Here is a 19,480-nt window from a genome sequence, read left to right as displayed (position 1 = left end):
GTTATGGGAACAATATAACCACAACACACTACGAATGACTAGCGCGTTTTTGTAAATATTGTTAAGCCGCAAGCAGTTGAATCTTTAACCGTTTAAAGTACGAAATAGATCGCGGGATAAGCCAGGTTTTACCATTCCGATCACGAAATACCGCGTGCGTAAGAATCGGCGAGCGATGCAGTTCTTGCAGGGTACGCTTCAGTGCGGCGTGATTTGACTCCGCCATCGGCACCCCTATATCGGACAATTTTTCATCACCATTGTATAACGAAATTTTTCGCGGCCGCTTGCGGCGTTCGTTGCGGCTGTATTCGTCACTCACTGATACCTCCTTGTACTAAAGTTGCCAATCACAATGTAAAGAATACGCTATAAAAACTTTTAAACAAATACATGCATAAATTATAACTTCGTGTTAATTTTTATGAAATATTACGTTTTATTTAATCGAGAGCCTTTACATGGACGTGAATCAACGAATTGTTAACCCGCAAATTATTCATCATGGTGCGCACCAAGGCGTAACCGGTTCATGCCACGAATTTTATCTAACCGAAACCGCATCCATGCTCATCGACTGCGGGCAATTTCAAGGGCGCGATGTTGAATACAACGACGTTAATCAGCGCGTGCAAGACATCGACTTTTATATTGATAATCTGATTGGCCTGGTGGTTACCCATTGCCACATTGATCATGTCGGCAGGCTACCCAGCTTGTTGTCGGCTGGCTTTCACGGGCCCATTTATTGCACCCCAGCCACCGGCCTGCTGCTACCACTGGTAATGGCCGACGCCATGAAAATCACCGGCTTTCCCTACCCTGAAAAGGTATTAACTAGGGTGCAGTCCCAGCTCCGCACCCTACCTCTTGAGCAGTGGCACGAGCTGGAACACGGATGGCGCATGCGCTTGCGTAACGCAGGGCATATTATGGGTTCGGCGTATGTCGAATTTGAGCAAGAGCAGAAAGAAGATAATGAAGGGTTGCCGCAACGGGTGGTGTTTTCCGGTGACTTGGGCTGCAAAAATACCCCCCTACTGCAAGACCCTACTCCATTGGAATACGCCGACACCCTGGTGCTGGAAAGTACCTACGGCGACCGCCTGCACGAAGACCGTGAAACACGGCAACAGCGCTTAAAAAATATGATTGAAAAGGCTTTCGTCGATAAAGGCACCGTGCTCATTCCGGCCTTCAGTATCGGCCGCACGCAAGAGCTGCTGTACGAAATTGAAGACATCATGCATCAAGATCCAGACTGGCGGAAAATGACCGTGATTTTAGACTCGCCGCTAGCCACCCAATACACCAGGCAGTATCGACGCCTGAAAGTCTTGTGGGACGAAGAAGCGAAGCTGCGCTTGGCGGATGATCGCCACCCGCTCAACTTCGAGCGCCTGCATGTGGTTGAAAGCCATCAACAGCATGAACAAATTATCGAGTTACTGCGCAGTAGCGGCGAGCCTGCAATCGTAATAGCGGCCAGCGGCATGTGCACCGGTGGCCGCATTGTGAATTATCTGAAGGCATTGCTGGACGATGAGCGCACCGACATTGTGTTTGTTGGCTATCAAGCGGCAAATACGCCCGGGCGTGACATTCAGGAGCACGGCCCCGGCGGCGGTTATGTCGTGCTTGACCAGCAGCGCTATCAAATTCGGGCGCGCGTACACACCTTAGGCGGTTATTCGGCGCACGCTGATCAGCGCGAATTGCTGGAATTTTTGCAAACCACGGTGAAGCCCGTGCACAACGTGCGGCTGGTGCACGGCGAAGAAAACGCGAAAAAAGTCCTTGCGACAAAGATTTCGGACGGCGGGTATGTTACTGGTGATGTTTCCTTTGTATGATGCCCGCAGCCGTAAAGGAATTTCTCAAGGAAGTAAAACTATGAGCGCCGACAAAAACGCCAACCGTAACAACGAAAATATTGTCTGGCATAACCATCAGGTTGGCCGCGAGCGCCGCGCCGCACAGAAGAACCAAAAGCCTGTGGTGCTGTGGTTTACCGGGCTTTCCGGCTCAGGTAAATCAACCATCGCCAACGCGGTGGATGAGCTGCTCAATCGCAATCAAAACCACACCTACTTGCTGGACGGTGACAACATTCGTTTGGGCCTCAACCGCGGGCTTGGCTTTAGCGAAGAAGACCGCATAGAAAACATTCGCCGCATCGGCGAAGTCTGCAAACTGTTCGTCGATGCCGGATTAATTGTGTTGAGTGCTTTCGTGTCGCCCTTTGCGCGCGACCGTGAGCAAGTGCGCCAGTTACTGAACGACGGCGAGTTTGTTGAAGTGTTCGTGGATACGCCGTTGGAAATCTGCGAACAACGCGACCCCAAAGGCCTCTATAAAAAGGCTCGTGCGGGCGGTATTGCCAACTTTACCGGCATCAGCTCGCCCTATGAGCAACCCACCGCACCAGAAATTCATTTAAAAACCGCCGGACTCAGCATTGAAGGTGCCGCACAGCACGTTATTGACTACCTGCGCACCCACAACTACATCGCGTAAAAGGAATTACCATGATCACCCAACATACATTGAGCCAACTTGAAGCCGTCGCCAAAAAAGCAGGCGCTGCCATCATGCAACTGTACAACGCACCTGATTTTGAACAGCGTATTGCCGTGCAAGCTAAAGGCGACGACAGCCCGCTTACGCAGGCCGACCTCGCGGCCCATGACATCATCAAAGCCGGCATTTTAGAGCTCGCTGACATCGAACTTGCGCAGCTGCCGCAACTTTCTGAAGAGTCGGCAGAAATCAGCTGGGACGAGCGCCAGCAATGGAACACCTATTGGCTGATTGACCCGCTGGACGGCACCAAAGAATTCATCAAACGCAACGGCGAATTCACGGTGAACATTGCGCTTATTCACAACCATGAACCGGTGGCTGGCGTGGTGTACGCCCCTGCTACAGACACCTTATACAGTGCGGCGAGCGGCCTTGGTGCCATGAAGAATGGTCAGGCCATCACTGCCCGCCAGAAAAAACCAACCACGCTGCGCATCGTCGGTTCACGCTCGCATCAGTCGCCCGTCATGCAGGCGTACCTCGACAAATTCGGCCAGCAGCACGAAATGGTGCCCATGGGCAGCTCGCTCAAGCTCTGTTTAATTGCTGAAAGCGCCGCTGACTTGTACCCACGCCTCGGGCCAACCAGCGAATGGGACACCGCTGCCGCGCACGCCGTGGTGCTTGCCGCAGGCGGTACGGTTAACACCCTAAGCGGTGAGCCATTGCGCTACAACACCAAAGAATCACTGCTGAACCCGTACTTTATTGCCGAATCAGCAGGCGAATAAGTTGCCGAATAAGGAGAACGCAGCATGTGGCTGTGGATTGCACTAGGAACGCTGCTGGTTGCAGTGGTTTTATTTTTTAAATTCCAAGGGTTTCGGAAGTTTGTTTTCCTCACCGTACTGGCCGTGCTGCTGGGCATTGTGCTCGGCCCGCCTACCTATGTGGTGCTGGACGAACACACCGCGCGCACCGCTGCTGACAACCGCGAACACGTGCACTATTTTGGCTGGCAGATAAACCCGCTAAACCCCACCAGCGCCAAGCACGCCAGAGTTGGCATTTATGACCCTGAGAACAAAGTGTTTCGCCGGCTGGATCAAGCCCAAGCCGCGCAGGTCGCCCTGCCCTTTGTACCGCCGCCCGGCAACAGCATTGGGTTGCACCTGTGGTGGTGGATATTCCCAGCCGTGTACCTTGGCTATTGGCTGCTGAAACGTGCGCCTATCGTTAATTTGTTCGGCTTTGCCACACGCCGCAAAGAGCTGCGTGAGGCACTCGAGCGCGCCGAAGCCGAAAACACCGTATGGGCCTTTGAAAATGTGATAAAGCGTGGCAATCAGTTCCGCCTGAAGCCGAAAAAGACAATTCTGGCTGCTGAAGAAGGCCGTCGCCAAGTATTCGCCAAATACCAACGCCGCCTGCAGCTGTTAGAAAAAGCCTCGGCCACCGCTGCGCAATTGATTACCACCAACGGCCAAGACCAAATTCAACAACAAGGCCATAACCGGGCGCTGGCCGCCAACCGTGACCTTTATCGCATGCTGCGCGAGTTGCTTAACTTGCGCGCCGCCAGCACCCAGCGTGGCCTGCCTATGGACGTAAGCCTTGCCGAAGGTTGGTACACCACCGACACCACCTTTAATAACCCAACCAGCCACGGGTCGCTGTCGGCACATGCGCATGCCTCAGCGGAAGAAGCTGCAGCCTACTGGCGCAAGAGCATCTCCGACACCATAACGCTCGAGCAGGTGTACCAAGCGTTTACCGACCAAACCGAGTCCATGGCCGCCATGGCCGAGCGCTTCAAGGCCGACAACGCACAAACCGCCAAGGTCGTCGGCCAGTACCGCGAGTTCGTAACCAACTACCTACGCAACCAACTGCCGGAAGCCAACGTTGGCAGCGCCACCTTTTTGGCCACACAACACTTCAATCAGAAGTTGTTTTTGCAACTGGCCAGCCCAACCCGCGAGGGCGCCTACCGGCGCTCGTTTACCAAGCATTTGCGTGCTGACGTAGTGCGCTTAGTCACCAGTTTCTTCCCCGAAGAAACCTACAGCGACCAAGTCTGTGAGCTGTTTGACGAGAGCACCAACAGCAGCGTCGCTGGCATGAAGTTTACTATCATGCTGATTCCGTTTAGCCGCCGTTACAGTGGTGAGCCAACCGTGGGCGCACAAATGGTCGCCACCGATCAGTACGGCAGCTTATTGTGGGAGCGCCGCTTAGGCAGTGTTTCTGTGCCCGTGGACAAGAAAATCAGCAGCGATGCCTTTGGCCGCTTAGAAGCCACACTGCTGCTGAAAAACTCCATTCAGTCGCCGCTTAGCCCAAGCGGCAAGCCGCAACAGGTTTCGGCTGCGCAAAAGCGCCGCTTAATGGATGAGCTGAACGACGCCGCCAAAGAAGTCGCCAAAGGCACCGGCGAAGACATTGTGTTGGAGCTTATTAACGAGGCTTTAGCTGGCAACGCCGGTTCGGCGCTGCAACAATACACCGGCGCCATTGAGGCCGACATGGATGCGCTGTACGAACTGGCATTCGAGGCCGCAACCGACATGATGCTGGCCGGACTGAGTTTCTTAGCAGGGGACGACTAATGACAACCAAACGAATCTGCGCGCTCGCGCTAGCAATCACATTGAGCAGTGGAATACCAACTGCACAGGCTGCCGAGGGTTGGGGTTCAAAGCTCGGCGAATTTCTTACTGAATTGCCGCTGGCCGACGCCTGGAACTGGTTTACTGGCATGAACAGTGTGGCATGGGTCAATGAAAACGACCTCAAGGCCGCTAACATACACTATGTGGTGAATGCCAATAGCCGCGTGCTGGTGCGCGCCGGTGCTTCCACCGACACCGCCATCATCGACAAGCTAAACCCGGGTGACACCGTGCAAATTATCGGCAAAAACCCATTTCAAAGCTGGTACCACGTACAACTCAGCGACAACCGCGAAGGCTACATCCATCAGGATCTGTTGCGTCCTTAACCACTAGAACACAAAACTATTCCTGGATACCCGCTGTAATTCGCAACATATTCCTCCCACTCTCGTGAAAGCTCGTCGCCGCGAATGCTGAGCTCCACCACTTCGCGGCGGTGCACCGTGTCGATCACGTTATATTGGCTAACCCGACCACAACGCTCAGCACTAATCGTCTTATTATCCGTGCGCACATATTCATCTTTACCAGTCAGCACCACCAAAGTGCCGCGTTCGCTAATTTCACGAATCGCATGATATTTCGGTTCCACAATCCACAGTTCGCTCTGCCCTAAACGCAGCCCATACAACTCAGTTTCTCTATCGCGCGTAATTCGCAGCTGTGCCAACTCGTATTTTTGTTCATCCACATAACGTTCTGCCAGAGCATGCAACGCCGCCTTGTAGTCCAGTTGCTGCTGATCAGCATCACGCAGGCGCTCATCCAGCACTTTTACCCGTTCAAGTTGCTGCCCTGCGTTGGCCGTGCCCTGCTGCTTCAATTTACTCCAGCGCTGCTTCTCGTATTTGCGGACATACCGCGACACGTTGTTCTGAAAGCCATAAATACTCACTTCGTTAAACTGCAAACCATCGGTAATCAACTTTTTGGCTGTTGTCGCGTCAAGCCATTTACCGCCTAACGCCAAGCATTTATCCTTACCATCTGCTTGCACCGCGCCGCGAAACGGTGCTTTGTAGTAGGTCGGCAAGCCGCAAATAAAATTATCCCAATTCGGGCTGCCCGCTACATTAAAACCACTGCGCCGACCGTTCCCAACAATGCCCGCATCACAAAACACTGCGAAAAACGTAATGCCATACACCGTTCTGGTACCATAGTTCACCTGCGGGTCACGCACCTGCGCCACTAAATGCAGGTTGTACACCTCAACATCTTGGTCATCCATATACAGCGAATAGCCTTCGCTGGGTAACACCTTGCCGTCGCGAATTGAATTTAAGCGCGTAACACAGTTCACCACCGGCTCGCCCAGCAATAGGCTTACTGTAAGGCGCCCCTCGAAGTTGTAATAGCCCCCCATCCGAATGCCTTGATACAAATGTTCCTGCACCGTATCGATTCCGCGCAGCCAGTGATCACGGGTCACGTACACCGTTTCGCGAAACTCCGCGTTGGTTTTCACGGGTGTCGCATGAGCGACAAACGACAAGCTTGCGACAATATTTGTCGCAACAACAATTAACACCAAAAGCCAGCGCTTCATTGCCATGCCTCCATCATCTGGTCCATTTGCTCCACCGTCACCGTGTCCGGATCGGCTGCGGTAAACGGCGACTCTGGCAAGGGTTCAAACCCGTATTCTTCCGGAGTCGGGGCGCCACCAAATAATCGTGCAACATTGATATCCGGCAGCAGATTTTGAGGAATCAGATTTTCCGGAATAAGCTCTTTGGGTAGCAACACAGCCATCATCACTAACGTGAATATAGCCCAAGCAATTTTCTTCGGCCGACTCATCGGTTGTTCATGCGCACCTGTACCAACAGAGCCATCCTTCGCAGAAGTTGCAGGTTCAACCGGCGGCACAACCGTGCTGCCGTCTTCTTGCATCAGCATAATGGGTGAATTAAGTACATTTGAGTCCCAGCACTGCTTGGCGCGGCACTGCGGACAATAAAAGATTTGCACGCCAGCGTTTAGCTCAAGGCGCTGGCGAATACCACACAACGGGCAAAGCTTGCGGGCAAATTCCTGCATAAGTGAATCCTTAGTGCATCCTCACAACAAACCGTGTAAACCAGTAGCGATCAAACCTATTAGTAGAACGACAGCCATACTAACAAAGGTACCAAGCAGTACGTATTCAGTACGGCCGCGACTTCTTCTATCCTGTAAGTCACCAAACCTGAAAACAGATTTCGCTGCCAATACAAACCCAATTGCAGCGTATTCATTTAAAAATAGTAAGGTAAGTATAATTACTCGCTCAAAATTACCAATTAACCGCCCGGCAGTTTCTAAGCTCGTTTCGCCCTCTTCTGCTTTTTCGGTATTTAGCTTCTCAATCAACGGTCTCAGCAATAGAGAAATGAAAACAGAAGCGGGTTTCATAACCAATAAATATGCAGCGAAAGTGATGACAAGGTATTCTGTGCTTACTTGCTCAAGTAAACCTGAAAAACTAAATAGCTGCTCAGTCACTAAAAGCCAGCAGATAATTAAAATGAGAACATGCGACAGCTGATCTATCAGAAAGTACATCAACTTAGGTTTAAAGTAAGATTTTACGAGATCGATAAAGTAATGAGTAATTGCTACGAATAGCGCTAACCCGACAACCGAATAATCAAAAGTATCGGTGAATATTGAGAAGACAAAAAATGCCAATGTACCGTGCACTAGTGCATGAGCCACTAGCATTAAAGAGCGGTAGTGTTTTTGTACTTTATCTGTAACCCATGCGCTTGGCTGAAGATAAAAATCACCCAACACATGCCCGAGAACAAGAGAGACTAAAAAAATTAATTCATTCATTTACAAAAGATCCTTCTTTTGGGGCAAGTTTTCTTGATAAAAATACAAGTATTCACTCACAAGTGCATAATGACTCATATTCAATAATTTGGTCACCGCAAGACGAGAGCGGTTCAATAACACGCCCAACTCAGCATGCGTTGCTTTAGGGTGTTTAAGGTAAGCCAATAATGCGAGGCTTTGCAGTTCCGTTAATCCAGACAAATGCACATCCAAAAACTTTGTTAGTAGTTCAATTTTCTGATTAAAAACACGATTTTTCGTTCGCAATACAATTAAGTTGTGTTTGATAGAATCTAACCCTTCGCCAGATAAAATGAACGCATCCCCTGTAGATATTCTTACCTTGTCGTTAATTGACGCTACGCTTGCAATTCCTAGGCTTTGTCGAATATCAACGCTTGGGGTATGTGATTTCAACGCAAGACGAATCATCACCGTAGCCGCTGCCGCGTATTCGATATTTTCGGTCACAAACTGAAACGAGTCCCCTCGAAACACATCAAACTGACCAGTATAGTTGCTCTTGATATCGTCCAGCACAGCAGAGAGCTTTATCAAAATATTTTCATAATCGTGATTACTGTAACTCCGCGATTTCACAAGGTCCCCAGTAATAACGGCAACAACAGGTTTCGGCATTTTGAGCTCCTTGAATTTATGAGAACAGCATTCAATAAAATGTACCCCCTGAAAGGCACAAAGTCAAATGTTCCTCAATTAGGGAACAATCAATGATGTTACTTGTTTTAGGGTGCAGTTTTAGCACCGAACCCCAACGGGGTGCGGAGCTAGGACTGCACCCCACTTCCAACCACCCAGCACTTAAGATAAACTCGGCTCATGCACCAAATAACCCATTTACAACAGCTTGAAGCCGAAGCCATTCACATTATGCGTGAGGTGGTGGCTGAGCTGCGCAATCCAGTCATGCTTTACTCTGTCGGCAAAGACAGCTCTGTGCTGTTGCACCTTGCGCGCAAGGCATTCGCGCCCGGTAAAATTCCATTTCCGCTGATGCATGTCGACACCACCTGGAAATTCAAAGAAATGATTGAATTTCGTGACCGCATGGCTGAAAAGCACGGCTTTAAACTCATCACGCACACCAACCCTGATGGCATCAAACAAGGCATTGGCCCATTTACTCATGGCAGCGCCGTGCATACCGACGTGATGAAAACCCAAGCGTTGAAGCAAGCGCTCAATAAGTACCAGTTTGACGCAGCCTTTGGTGGTGCTCGCCGCGACGAAGAAAAGTCGCGCGCCAAAGAGCGTATTTACAGCTTTCGCGACAAAAACCACCGCTGGGACCCCAAAAATCAGCGCCCAGAGCTGTGGAATATCTACAACGGCAAAGTACACCCGCAAGAAAGTATTCGCGTGTTTCCGCTAAGCAATTGGACCGAACTGGATATCTGGCAATACATCCATCTGGAACAAATCGAAATTCCCGAGCTGTATTTCGCCAAGCCGCGCCCCGTAGTCAAACGTAACGGAGCCCTCATCATGGTCGATGACGAGCGTATGCCATTACAACCGGGCGAAACACCAGAACTCAAAACCGTGCGCTTCCGTACCCTCGGTTGCTATCCACTCACCGGCGCTATCGAATCCAGCGCCAGCACCTTGCCGGAAATCATCCAAGAAATGTTGCTCACGAACACATCGGAGCGACAAGGCCGGGTGATTGATAATGATGCCAGCGGCTCCATGGAAAAGAAGAAAATGGAAGGGTACTTCTAATGGACTTTTTGCGGTTTATCACCTGCGGCAGCGTTGACGATGGCAAGAGCACCCTCATCGGCCGACTGCTGCACGACAGCAAAATGATCTATGAAGACCAATTAGCCGCCATTACCAAAGACTCTAAAAGAACCAATAACACCGTTGATTTAGCATTGCTCGTTGACGGCTTACAGTCAGAACGCGAGCAAGGCATCACCATCGACGTGGCCTACCGGTATTTCAGCACCGACAAACGGAAGTTTATTATCGCGGACACGCCCGGGCACGAGCAATACACCCGCAATATGGCCACCGGCGCCAGCACCAGCGATTTAGCCGTCATACTTATCGATGCCCGCTATGGCGTACAAACCCAAACCAAACGCCACAGCTATATTGTGAGTTTATTGGGTATTAAACACGCCATTGTCGCCGTAAATAAGATGGACTTAGTTGGCTTTAGCCAAGCGCGCTACAAAGAAATTCAAGACGACTACCTAAAGCTTGCCGGGCAGCTGGATATTCCAGATATCCACTTTGTGCCTATCTCAGCGCTCGACGGCGACAACGTGGTAAACCGCAGCGAACACACGCCATGGTTCCGTGGCCGTACCTTAATGGAATACCTGGATACCCTCGAAATCAACCGTGATGCCGACCACAGTGACTTCCGTTTCCCCGTGCAATACGTGAATCGCCCCCACCAAGACTTCCGTGGGTTTAGCGGTACCATTGCCTCAGGGGGCGTGAAAGTTGGCGATACCATTCGTGCCCTGCCGTCTGGCAAAGTATCCACCATCAAAAGCATTTATACCTTCGAAGGCGATCTGCAGGAAGCCCATGCACCGCAGGCGGTGACATTAACACTGAACGATGAAATAGATGTAAGCCGCGGGGACATGATTGTTGATAAGAACGCCATGCCGCATATGTCGAGCCGACTGCGCGCAAAAATGGTGTGGTTAAACGAGGATGGCCTTGTGCCGTTTCGGGAATACTACGTGAAGATGGGTACCAAGTTGACCATCGGTTCGGTCGAATCAATTCGTTACCGGGTGGATGTGAACAGCTTGGAAGAAAACGAAGCGGAAACCTTGATACTGAATGAAATTGGCTTGGTGGATTTAAACCTGCACGAGCGCGCAGTGTTCGACAAGTATCGTATTAACCGCAACACCGGCGCCTTTATTTTGATTGATAAACAAACCAACGCAACCGTCGGCGCAGGCATGGTGCAGCAGCCGCTTAACGATGAACCCGCGAAACCGGGCGAGGTCAGCGAATTCGAGAAAAACCTCAATGCCTACGTGCGTAGGCATTTTCCACATTGGGGGGCGAAGGAAGTGTGACGGGGCTTACACCTGATTGACAAGCGAGAAAAATTGACACAATTTAAACCCATCCTATTGACGAAAATATTCTAATTATGCGACTTATTGATAAGAAGATAATTGACAAGCTATTAAAGGAGGCTGAGCAATCTTCACGCAAACGAGCTCATTTACTTTTACATTCAAATCACCAAGAACCAGTTCAGCGAATTTTAATAGGTTTAGTAAAGGGCAGCTTTGTTGAACCTCACTACCACAAATTACCTACAAAATGGGAAATGTTCTCGATAATCCATGGCGAGTTATCTATAAAGATATATGATGATCTAGGAAATGTTACTCAATCGGAAACCATAAGTAACAACGAAGCCCATCCGAAGCTAATTGAGTTTCAACATGGTGAAATACATAGCGTTGAATGTATGTCGGAAACCGCTCTTATTTTAGAGATAAAAGAAGGCCCATTTATACATAAAAATGCCAAGTTTTTCCCCAGTTGGGGGCTTTAACAAAATGCATGTGCCGTAAATGTACCCTTTAAAGTTTAGGGGCGTCTACAAAATTAAACCCACTTTTGTCTTTTTCCGATAATTTTGGGTCGGCACTCATTAACGGCCATTCAATGCTCACATCCGGATCGTTCCATAATAACGACACTTCGTACTTGGGAGCATAATAGTCGGTGCACTTGTAAACGAACTCAGCTTCCGCGCTGGTAACGTAAAATCCGTGGGCAAAACCTGGCGGTACCCACAGCATTTTCTTGTTATGCTCACTTAAATAAGCACCAACCCACTTTCCAAAAGTCTCTGAATTTTCACGCATATCTACCGCAACATCATAAACTTCTCCGCGAATGACACGAACTAATTTTCCTTGAGTGTGCTGTAACTGGTAGTGCAGGCCGCGTAAGATACCATGAGCAGATCTTGAGTGATTATCTTGGACAAACTCATAGTCACCACAATATTTTTGAAATTCACTACGACGGAATGTTTCAAGAAAAAAACCGCGCTCATCACCAAAGACTTTCGGTGTTATAAGAACCACATCTGGAATAGCGAGCTTCTTATAATTCATAAACCACCTATTTAATTCAAAAGCGTTGCCAGATACTGACCATATTGTGTTTTACTCAGTGCTTTTGCATGAGCCGCCAATTGCTCATCAGATATCCATTTTTGCTTCCAAGCAATTTCTTCCAAGCACGCCACTTTTAAACCCTGTCTGTGCTCAATGGTTTGCACGTAAGAGCTTGCTTCAAGTAATGAATCATGTGTGCCTGTATCAAGCCATGCAAAACCACGCCCAAGGCGTTCCACATGCAGCGAGCCTCGTTCTAAATAAGCATTGTTAACTGACGTAATTTCTAACTCACCGCGTTCGCTCGGTTTTACTTGCTTTGCAATGTCGACAACATCATTATCATAGAAGTACAAACCAGTTACAGCGTAGTTTGATTTTGGTCTCGCAGGTTTTTCTTCAATGCTTAGGGCCTGACCTTTATCATCAAATTCAACCACCCCAAAGCGCTCGGGGTCTTTTACCAAATAACCGAATACTGTCGCGCCAGTTGCGTGACTTGCAGCACGTTTCAGTTGGTCTGAAAAAAATTGTCCGTGGAAAATGTTGTCGCCTAATACAAGGCATACATTGTCATTACCGATAAACTCTTCGCCAATAATAAATGCTTGCGCTAATCCATCAGGACTTGGTTGTACGGCATATTCAAAACGCACGCCTAAATCATCACCATTTCCTAATAATTTTTCGTATTGGGGTAAATCTTCCGGCGTTGAAATAATCAAAATTTCACGTATACCGGCTAACATTAATACCGATATCGGATAATAAATCATTGGCTTGTCGTAAATGGGTAATAACTGCTTCGATACACCGCGAGTAATTGGATGCAAGCGCGTCCCAGAACCGCCAGCTAAAATTATTCCTTTATAAGCCATTAGTTAAACCTTCCAAAATATTCTTTCAATGTTAGTTCTAGTTGTGACTGCCAACGAGGTAACTCAATACCAAGTTCAGACTCTATCTTGTTAGTATTCAACCGAGAATTTAACGGGCGCTTTGCTGGTGTTGGGTATTCTTCGGTTGATATTGCCTGAACCGTTTCGATATCTAGTTTTTCCCCTAGTTGACGAGACAACTCAAAAATTTTATTCGCAAATCCATGCCAACTAGTCTCTCCTTTCGGAGCGATGTGGTATACACCAGATTCAATCTCATTGCGCTTTGCGACAAATTCTGTCGCTACTTGAGCAAGTAGCCTAGCCGCTGTTGGCGCCCCTACTTGATCTGCGACAACTGAGAGTGATTTCCTTTCTTTAGCTAATCGCAGCATGGTTTTCATAAAGTTATTGCCGCGTGCACTATACACCCAACTTGTTCGCAATATAACAGCATTTGCTTTCGAGCTTATTATCGCTTCGTCACCGGCAAGCTTTGAGCTTCCATACGTGCTAAGTGGCGCAGGTTCGTCTGTTTCTTTCCAAGAAATATCGCCAGAACCAGGGTAAACATAGTCCGAAGAAAAGTGGACAAGAAACGCACTATTACGTTGAGCATATTTGGCAAGCTCTGCGGGCAGTTCGGCATTAATTCGAAAAGCCAAGTCCTGCTCAGTTTCAGCCTTGTCGACCGCTGTGTATGCCGCAGCATTAACAATTACATCAGGCTGAGTTGCTTGAAGATAATCGTTAACAGCTTCTAACCTAGTCAAATCAAGTTCGCTACGCACGGGGGCCAAAATTTCGCCGTATATCGATAAACTTCGAACGATTTCAAAACCAACTTGCCCGTTTACACCTGTTACTAAAATCCTCATGCCGACTTTTCGTCCAATTTATAACTACCATCCAACACTCGTTGCCACCAATTCTTGTTATCTAAGTACCATTGAACTGTTTTACGCAAACCTGTCTCAAAGGTTTCTTGGGGCTTCCACCCAAGTTCTTTTTCGATTTTAGAGGCATCAATAGCGTAGCGGACATCGTGGCCTGGGCGATCTTTTACAAACGTAATCAAGTCACTGTAACTACTTACTGATTCTGGCTTGTGTTGCGATGCCAGCTCTTCTAACAACTCACAAATCAGCTTCACCACATCGATATTTTTCTGTTCATTATGACCACCGATGTTGTATGTGTCATTTATTGCACCATTTTGAGCAACATGAATTAATGCTCGCGCATGGTCTTCGACGAAAAGCCAGTCTCTGATTTGATTACCATCCCCATAAACAGGCAGTGGTTTACCACCCAAAGCATTGAGTATCATCAATGGAATAAGTTTTTCTGGGAAATGGTATGGCCCGTAGTTGTTTGAACAATTAGTTATTAATGTTGGCAGACCAAATGTACGGTGCCATGCTCGAACCAGATGATCTGAGCTTGCCTTGCTGGCCGAATATGGTGAACTCGGTGCATAAGCTGTTGTTTCAACAAATAAATCTGAAGTCCCGTGTAAATCACCGTAAACTTCATCAGTTGAAATATGATGAAAACGAAATGCAGATTTTTTTTCCGATGGCAAATTATCCCAATAACCTCTTGCCGCTTCAAGTAAAGTGTAAGTGCCAATTATATTGGTTTGAATAAATTCCGAAGGGCCATCAATTGATCGGTCAACATGACTCTCCGCTGCTAAATGCATTACGATTTCAGGTTGATACTTTTCAAATATCACTTTCATAGCCGAAGAATCACTAATATCGGCTTTTTCAAACGAGTAACGTGAATCATTAGCCACTGTACTTAATGATTCGAGATTACCTGCGTATGTCAGTTTATCGACGTTCACGACCTGATGTTCGCTGTTCTTAATAAGTTCACGTACTACCGCCGAACCTATGAATCCTGCGCCACCCGTTATTAAAAATGTCTTTCCCATAAATTAAAACTCGCTAACTTTTACTTGTTATTAAATGATCTAGTTACTTCCGATATCGTCTTGGAAACGGCCTAAACTATATAAACCAGTTATCGATGGCAATAGCTGGCTGATGACGCGGTTCCAGCGGGCTACTGGTGCAGCCGTTACGTAAACAATATCGCGCTGCTGCAGCTTAAATTGTTCGGCTAAAACCAGTGCAGTCGCGTTTTTGGCGTTAAGTTGGTACACGTCTGCGACACGTCCTGTCGCAGCATCGGCGGCACGAATAACAAATGTATTCCCCCCATTTTAAGCAGCAGTTATTCGTAGAATTAATGAACCGCTTGCGTTAATTATTGTTTGGGCGAAATGCCTCCGATGGCCGTATTAGGCCGTTCGTTGTTATAAAGCCAAAGCCACTGAGTGGCAAGTTCATGTGCATGTTCGACGCTTTCAAACAGGTGTAACTCGAGCCATTCATGCCGCACTGTTCGATTAAATCGTTCAACATAGGTATTCTGAGTCGGTTTACCTGGTTGAATGTAAAGCATCGTAATTTGATGCTTTTCAGCCGAGTTAATCAGCTCGCTTGACAAATATTATGCCCCATTGTCGCAGCGAATAGCAGCAGGTTTTCCTCGCCATTCAATAACTTGCTCTAAGGCGCGAATAACACGAGCACTTCGCAGCGAAAGGTCGACTTCGATGGCTAACGCTTCGCGGTTGTAATCGTCGATGACGTTAAATGTTCGCAGTGAACGCCCGTCAGCCAAGCTGTCGGACATAAAATCCATCGACCAGACTTGATTCATTGCGGTTGGCACACTTAAAGCATCTGGTGTATCGCGTCGCAGGCGACGCTTGGGTTTGATTCTTAAGTTCAGCTCTAGCTCACGATAAATGCGATACATGCGTTTGTGGTTCCATGGATACCCTTTCACGTTACGTAAGTGCAAAAAGCACAAACCAAAACGCCAGCGCTTCTGCGCGGTGGTTAGGCGTAGCAACCAATCAGCAATCACAGCGTTTTCATCGCTGAGATGGCTTTACAACTTTCCCTCAAGGGCTCCTTGCGGATCTCAGCCTTGAGTCGCTCTTCGACATACATTTTTTTGAGACGTTTATTTTCGTCCTCAAGCTCTTTGAGACGCTTCATCATTAATGCGTCCATGCCACCAAACGTGGCGCGCCATTTATAAAATTGAGCTGAGCTCATACCGTGTTCACGGCAGAGCTCTGGAACGGGTACACTGTTCTCGTTTTGTTTCAGAATCGCTAAGATCTGACTGTCTGTGTATCGTGATTTGCGCATAGAAAACTCCCTCGTTTTAGTTTAACGGAATTTTCTACTTATAACTGCTCCGATTCTTCGGGGGGATTACAATGGTTAAATTTTATTCAGATCATTGTAAGAAAATGTTGCTTTTACTTCTTGTTGCAGCCAATCAAGCAAAACGATGCAACGCGAGTCGCCGTCAAGTTCAATAATTTTTGCAACGAAACCCGCAAACGGCCCCGTTGATATCTCAACGTTATCATTCACTTGCGGTGATGACTGGTGTTCCGCTGCATTCCGAGTATGCGGATCAAGCTCAATGTTTTTCAGTTCTTCAATCAGTGCGTCAGGAATTGTCGCAGGCTGTTCGCCGAACATCAACATCTTCTGCACCCCAAAAGTACTGCGAATTTTATGGAAGCGCCCTGCAAAGTCATCCAACTGCGCAAAGATATACCCCGGAAACAACGCTTCAGTCGCAGCTGTGCGCTTACCACGACGGACTCGTTGCAATGTCACCTGCGGTAAATAGGCTGCAATGTCTTGGTTTTCTAGGTTCACCAGTGCGCGTTGTTCTTGACGCGGCTTGGTGCGGATTACGTACCATTTCATAAACTGTTATTCTTATAGTCTTGTGAGGCTAAATGTCATACGCCAAGTCAACTACATGAATGTAATCTCGAACGCCGGTATCATAGTCCTTGCCGAATGCACTCAATTGCTTTAAACGCTCGGCCGCTACCTGCGAAATTTACGGAACCAAATTATTGAGATATCGTTTGGGTCTGCACCAATCTATTATGTTCTTTTAGTTTCGTTCAATCACTACGACTGGACGGCCTTGCTTCGTAGTATCTTAAATTGATAGCAATATACCGTGTAAGCGCCTAAGAATAATAGCAACGACGCCCAAGCTGGTGTTTGAAGTTGATTCAAAACAACACCAATTACTGCCAATACAACAGCTTGACCACATAGAATCGCTAATGTTTGACTCTGACAAAATCCGGCTCGAATGTAAAAGTGGTGAATATGATCACGATCCGGTGAGGTTGGATTCTTACCATTTATAGCGCGGCGAACCATTATCGTCACCATATCCATTATTGGGATGGCAACTAACCATAGGGAGGTTACTGGGCTAATAATCACTGTTTGAGTACTCGTAAATTGCGACTGTGTAGCTAAAGTCAATAACCAAACAACCGCTAAGCCAACAAACATCGATCCTGCATCACCCATAAATACTTTACGACAATGTTTTGAAATCGACAGATTACAGAATAAAAATGGAAATAATGCAAACCCCGCCAACGTTGCAATCAGCTGTAATTCAGCGTGCCCGTTCAAAGCTGCTAGCAAACCGATACTAAAGAAAGAGATGACTCCCATTGAGCCTAACAAACCGTCAATGCCGTCGATCATGTTGTAAGCATTCATTGCTGCTAACACAGCAAGATAGGTAAAGACGATTCCCGCCATACCCATATCAACATTTCCTAAACCGAACAGATTACCAAGATTTGAAATATATAAGTCACCGCCGAAGATTATAACACTCGCAGCAATGAATTGACCAATTAGGCGTATACGTACACTTAAATCGTATTTATCGTCGAGCATGCCAATAAAAACCATCATCGCGGCGCTCACTAAGAATAAGCGACTGTGCAGTGCTAATTCGGCCGAAAAAAGCATAGCTACGGCCAAGCCACCAAACACCGCAATACCTCCTATCAGAGGTACTGAGCCTGTGTGCTGTTTACGAACACAGGGTTTGTCCAACAAATCGATCAAAACGGCTACTGGATGCATAAGGCGCAACATTAAAGCTGTCGCAGTTAATACGATCAGAATTGGTAAAACGGACATACTCTGAGTCATCTCCAAGCGGAATGCTTTGTTTTCATAACCAAATTAAGCAGAATTTTACACTATTGTTGTTGCGAGTGCCACGCGCAGTAAGCACATTTACATTTACATACGTTAAGTTTATGTGGTTACAAATTACGCAGGCTTAGCATTCTTCGCGCTATTTGGTCAATTTATCGGAGATTTGATTTGCGGCGGACTCTACAGAAAACTCTTTCGTTAACAATTTGTAACTATTTTCACCCAATTTTGTACGTGCTTGCGAACTCTTTAGCAGAACTAGGGCATTTTTATAGAGCTTCTCATCTTCGCCGTTGATGGTGATATAACCTGCTTGGTTTGCTTCGATGATATCAATTAAATCATTCCCACTATTGACACTACCCAATATTGGTAACTTACGCTGCATATACCCCAAGAGCTTTCCAGGAAAATTATGTGACGAATGTTTATTCGATAGAGAAAACAAGCCTACGTCAACCTCATCGAGCAACGCTATAAATGCCCCTTGATCAATAGGTGGAAGATAGCTGAAGTTATTCAATTCCCAGTCTTCAGCTAAGCGATTAATCAATTCAACTTCGTCACCTTGGCCTACAAACAAAAAGTGGGCTTGAGTTTCATTTTTTAGAGCTCGTGCTAATCGCATGAGGTTTGCCATATCTTGCGCATGGCCAATATTGCCTCCGTAGAAGAAAATAACTTTATCTTGTAACCCGAGATATTCTCGCTGAGAAATTACTGTTTGTAATTTGCGAGGTTCATTAATCGATGCCCAGTTCCGTAACACTTCTAGAGGAAAATTATCCCCGTGAAGCTCTTTAAAAAAATTGATACTTGCTTGGGACATCATCCCAATCATGTCTGCCTGACGATAAGACCGCAGCTCAAAATGTTTAAAATAGCGATGAATGAGAGAGCCTTCACAAACCATTCCCGCATCAATAACCCACTGCGGAAAGATATCACGCAGCACAAGATAAGCGGGTATTTGATAGCGTTGTTTTAATCGTTTTACCAACCCACCCCAAAATATTGACGGTGAATAATAAATAATGCCGTCGAACACTTCGGTTTTGAATTTCGATTTGAGGCTGGTCCACGCTCTGTTAGACAGTAACGTTTCGTTGATGGCTCGTTTGATTTTAGATGGAGTTTTTACATCACCGCTCTTAAAATACCAAACGCGAATGCCATCGATTACCTGCTCATCAAATAACCCTTCTTGCACTGCCTTCGGGGTAACAACAGTCACCTCGTTGCCTTGCTTCACTAGCTCTAATGCGAGCTCATAAAACATTTTCGCAGCAACGCGCGTACTATGAGGCAAATAGTCATCGATTAATAAAAGCAACTTAGCCATGCGTTCA

At 47.3% G+C, this 19,480-nt stretch carries 19 protein-coding genes and 4 pseudogenes; 8 read left to right on the top strand and 15 right to left on the bottom strand.

Going from position 1 to position 19,480, the window contains the following annotated elements:
* Nucleotides 1-61: 61 nt before the first annotated feature.
* Nucleotides 62-322: a hypothetical protein gene (locus tag ACN0UN_RS04130; RefSeq protein ID WP_417658845.1), complete on the bottom strand. Its 261-nt coding sequence runs from the start codon at nt 320-322 to the stop codon at nt 62-64.
* A gap of 139 nt (nt 323-461) precedes the next feature.
* Here ACN0UN_RS04130 and ACN0UN_RS04125 point away from each other — a divergent pair, with 139 nt between their 5' ends.
* From ACN0UN_RS04125 to ACN0UN_RS04105, 5 genes are read left to right on the top strand one after another with little or no spacing between them, the layout of a single operon-like run.
* Nucleotides 462-1,853: an MBL fold metallo-hydrolase RNA specificity domain-containing protein gene (locus ACN0UN_RS04125; protein WP_417658844.1), complete on the top strand. Its 1,392-nt coding sequence runs from the start codon at nt 462-464 to the stop codon at nt 1,851-1,853.
* 40 nt (nt 1,854-1,893) lie between these two features.
* The gene (gene cysC / locus ACN0UN_RS04120; RefSeq protein ID WP_417658843.1) at nt 1,894-2,517 is read left to right on the top strand and encodes an adenylyl-sulfate kinase; all 624 of its coding nucleotides are present in this window, start codon (nt 1,894-1,896) and stop codon (nt 2,515-2,517) included.
* 11 nt (nt 2,518-2,528) lie between these two features.
* Nucleotides 2,529-3,314 carry a 3'(2'),5'-bisphosphate nucleotidase CysQ gene (gene cysQ / locus ACN0UN_RS04115; RefSeq protein ID WP_417658842.1) on the top strand — a complete coding sequence of 262 codons (786 nt, stop codon included), beginning with the start codon at nt 2,529-2,531 and terminating at the stop codon, nt 3,312-3,314.
* 24 nt (nt 3,315-3,338) lie between these two features.
* The gene (locus tag ACN0UN_RS04110) at nt 3,339-5,132 is read left to right on the top strand and encodes a hypothetical protein (protein WP_417658841.1); all 1,794 of its coding nucleotides are present in this window, start codon (nt 3,339-3,341) and stop codon (nt 5,130-5,132) included.
* Complete coding sequence (locus tag ACN0UN_RS04105; protein WP_417658840.1) at nt 5,132-5,524, top strand: SH3 domain-containing protein; 393 nt, start codon at nt 5,132-5,134, stop codon at nt 5,522-5,524. The genes ACN0UN_RS04110 and ACN0UN_RS04105 overlap by 1 nt, the downstream gene beginning before the upstream one ends.
* Here the strand turns inward: ACN0UN_RS04105 and ACN0UN_RS04100 are convergent.
* The 4 genes from ACN0UN_RS04100 to ACN0UN_RS04085 are packed head-to-tail and all read right to left on the bottom strand — an operon-like array spanning nt 5,521 to nt 8,660.
* Nucleotides 5,521-6,747 (bottom strand): hypothetical protein, encoded by a 1,227-nt coding sequence (locus tag ACN0UN_RS04100; protein ID WP_417658839.1) that lies wholly within the window; start codon nt 6,745-6,747, stop codon nt 5,521-5,523. The two genes, ACN0UN_RS04105 and ACN0UN_RS04100, sit on opposite strands and share 4 nt — an antisense overlap.
* On the bottom strand, nt 6,744-7,241 hold the full coding sequence (locus ACN0UN_RS04095) for a hypothetical protein (protein WP_417658838.1): 498 nt from the start codon (nt 7,239-7,241) through the stop codon (nt 6,744-6,746). The genes ACN0UN_RS04100 and ACN0UN_RS04095 overlap by 4 nt, the downstream gene beginning before the upstream one ends.
* A 21-nt stretch (nt 7,242-7,262) precedes the next feature.
* Nucleotides 7,263-8,018 (bottom strand): DUF3307 domain-containing protein, encoded by a 756-nt coding sequence (locus ACN0UN_RS04090; RefSeq protein WP_417658837.1) that lies wholly within the window; start codon nt 8,016-8,018, stop codon nt 7,263-7,265.
* Nucleotides 8,019-8,660, bottom strand: a complete 642-nt coding sequence (locus tag ACN0UN_RS04085) for a hypothetical protein (protein WP_417658836.1) — start codon at nt 8,658-8,660, stop codon at nt 8,019-8,021.
* A gap of 201 nt (nt 8,661-8,861) precedes the next feature.
* On the opposite strand from ACN0UN_RS04085, the gene cysD reads away from it, so the two are divergent.
* The 3 genes and pseudogenes from cysD (at nt 8,862) to ACN0UN_RS04070 (ending at nt 11,586) form a co-directional block, all read left to right on the top strand.
* Nucleotides 8,862-9,764 carry a sulfate adenylyltransferase subunit CysD gene (gene cysD, locus ACN0UN_RS04080; RefSeq protein ID WP_417658835.1) on the top strand — a complete coding sequence of 301 codons (903 nt, stop codon included), beginning with the start codon at nt 8,862-8,864 and terminating at the stop codon, nt 9,762-9,764.
* Between the two features lie 2 nt (nt 9,765-9,766).
* A pseudogene (gene cysN / locus ACN0UN_RS04075) lies at nt 9,767-11,095 on the top strand (sulfate adenylyltransferase subunit CysN); the annotation flags it as partial.
* Nucleotides 11,096-11,172: 77 nt separating this feature from the next.
* Nucleotides 11,173-11,586, top strand: coding sequence for a WbuC family cupin fold metalloprotein (locus ACN0UN_RS04070; protein ID WP_128351268.1), 414 nt, complete (start codon nt 11,173-11,175; stop codon nt 11,584-11,586).
* A 28-nt stretch (nt 11,587-11,614) separates the two neighbouring features.
* On the opposite strand, the gene rfbC is transcribed toward ACN0UN_RS04070, so the two are convergent.
* From rfbC to ACN0UN_RS04020, 10 genes and pseudogenes are all read right to left on the bottom strand, one after another.
* Nucleotides 11,615-12,157 (bottom strand): dTDP-4-dehydrorhamnose 3,5-epimerase, encoded by a 543-nt coding sequence (gene rfbC / locus ACN0UN_RS04065; protein ID WP_128351269.1) that lies wholly within the window; start codon nt 12,155-12,157, stop codon nt 11,615-11,617.
* Nucleotides 12,158-12,168: 11 nt separating this feature from the next.
* Complete coding sequence (gene rfbA, locus ACN0UN_RS04060) at nt 12,169-13,038, bottom strand: glucose-1-phosphate thymidylyltransferase RfbA (RefSeq protein WP_128351270.1); 870 nt, start codon at nt 13,036-13,038, stop codon at nt 12,169-12,171.
* Nucleotides 13,038-13,916 carry a dTDP-4-dehydrorhamnose reductase gene (gene rfbD, locus ACN0UN_RS04055; RefSeq protein WP_128351271.1) on the bottom strand — a complete coding sequence of 293 codons (879 nt, stop codon included), beginning with the start codon at nt 13,914-13,916 and terminating at the stop codon, nt 13,038-13,040. Before rfbD ends, rfbA begins: the two co-directional genes overlap by 1 nt.
* Nucleotides 13,913-14,980: a dTDP-glucose 4,6-dehydratase gene (gene rfbB, locus ACN0UN_RS04050; RefSeq protein ID WP_128351272.1), complete on the bottom strand. Its 1,068-nt coding sequence runs from the start codon at nt 14,978-14,980 to the stop codon at nt 13,913-13,915. Before rfbB ends, rfbD begins: the two co-directional genes overlap by 4 nt.
* 39 nt (nt 14,981-15,019) lie before the next feature.
* Nucleotides 15,020-15,226, bottom strand: a pseudogene (locus ACN0UN_RS04045) (polysaccharide export protein Wza); the annotation flags it as partial.
* 89 nt (nt 15,227-15,315) lie between these two features.
* Nucleotides 15,316-16,274 (bottom strand): annotated as a pseudogene (locus ACN0UN_RS04040) (IS3 family transposase).
* A gap of 75 nt (nt 16,275-16,349) precedes the next feature.
* Complete coding sequence (gene rfaH, locus ACN0UN_RS04035) at nt 16,350-16,850, bottom strand: transcription/translation regulatory transformer protein RfaH (protein WP_128351273.1); 501 nt, start codon at nt 16,848-16,850, stop codon at nt 16,350-16,352.
* A 40-nt stretch (nt 16,851-16,890) separates the two neighbouring features.
* Nucleotides 16,891-17,033 (bottom strand): annotated as a pseudogene (locus ACN0UN_RS04030) (UDP-glucose 4-epimerase); the annotation flags it as partial.
* A gap of 30 nt (nt 17,034-17,063) precedes the next feature.
* A complete protein-coding gene (wecA, locus tag ACN0UN_RS04025; protein WP_164876771.1) occupies nt 17,064-18,110 on the bottom strand; it encodes a UDP-N-acetylglucosamine--undecaprenyl-phosphate N-acetylglucosaminephosphotransferase in 1,047 nt (348 codons plus the stop codon).
* A gap of 160 nt (nt 18,111-18,270) precedes the next feature.
* A complete protein-coding gene (locus tag ACN0UN_RS04020) occupies nt 18,271-19,473 on the bottom strand; it encodes a glycosyltransferase family 4 protein (protein ID WP_417658834.1) in 1,203 nt (400 codons plus the stop codon).
* Nucleotides 19,474-19,480: the final 7 nt, after the last annotated feature.

The sequence above is a fragment of the Pseudidiomarina sp. genome (assembly GCF_048267825.1).
In the GTDB taxonomy this organism is placed as follows: Bacteria; Pseudomonadota; Gammaproteobacteria; order Enterobacterales; family Alteromonadaceae; genus Pseudidiomarina.
This window is presented reverse-complemented; position numbering and strand designations above follow the sequence as displayed.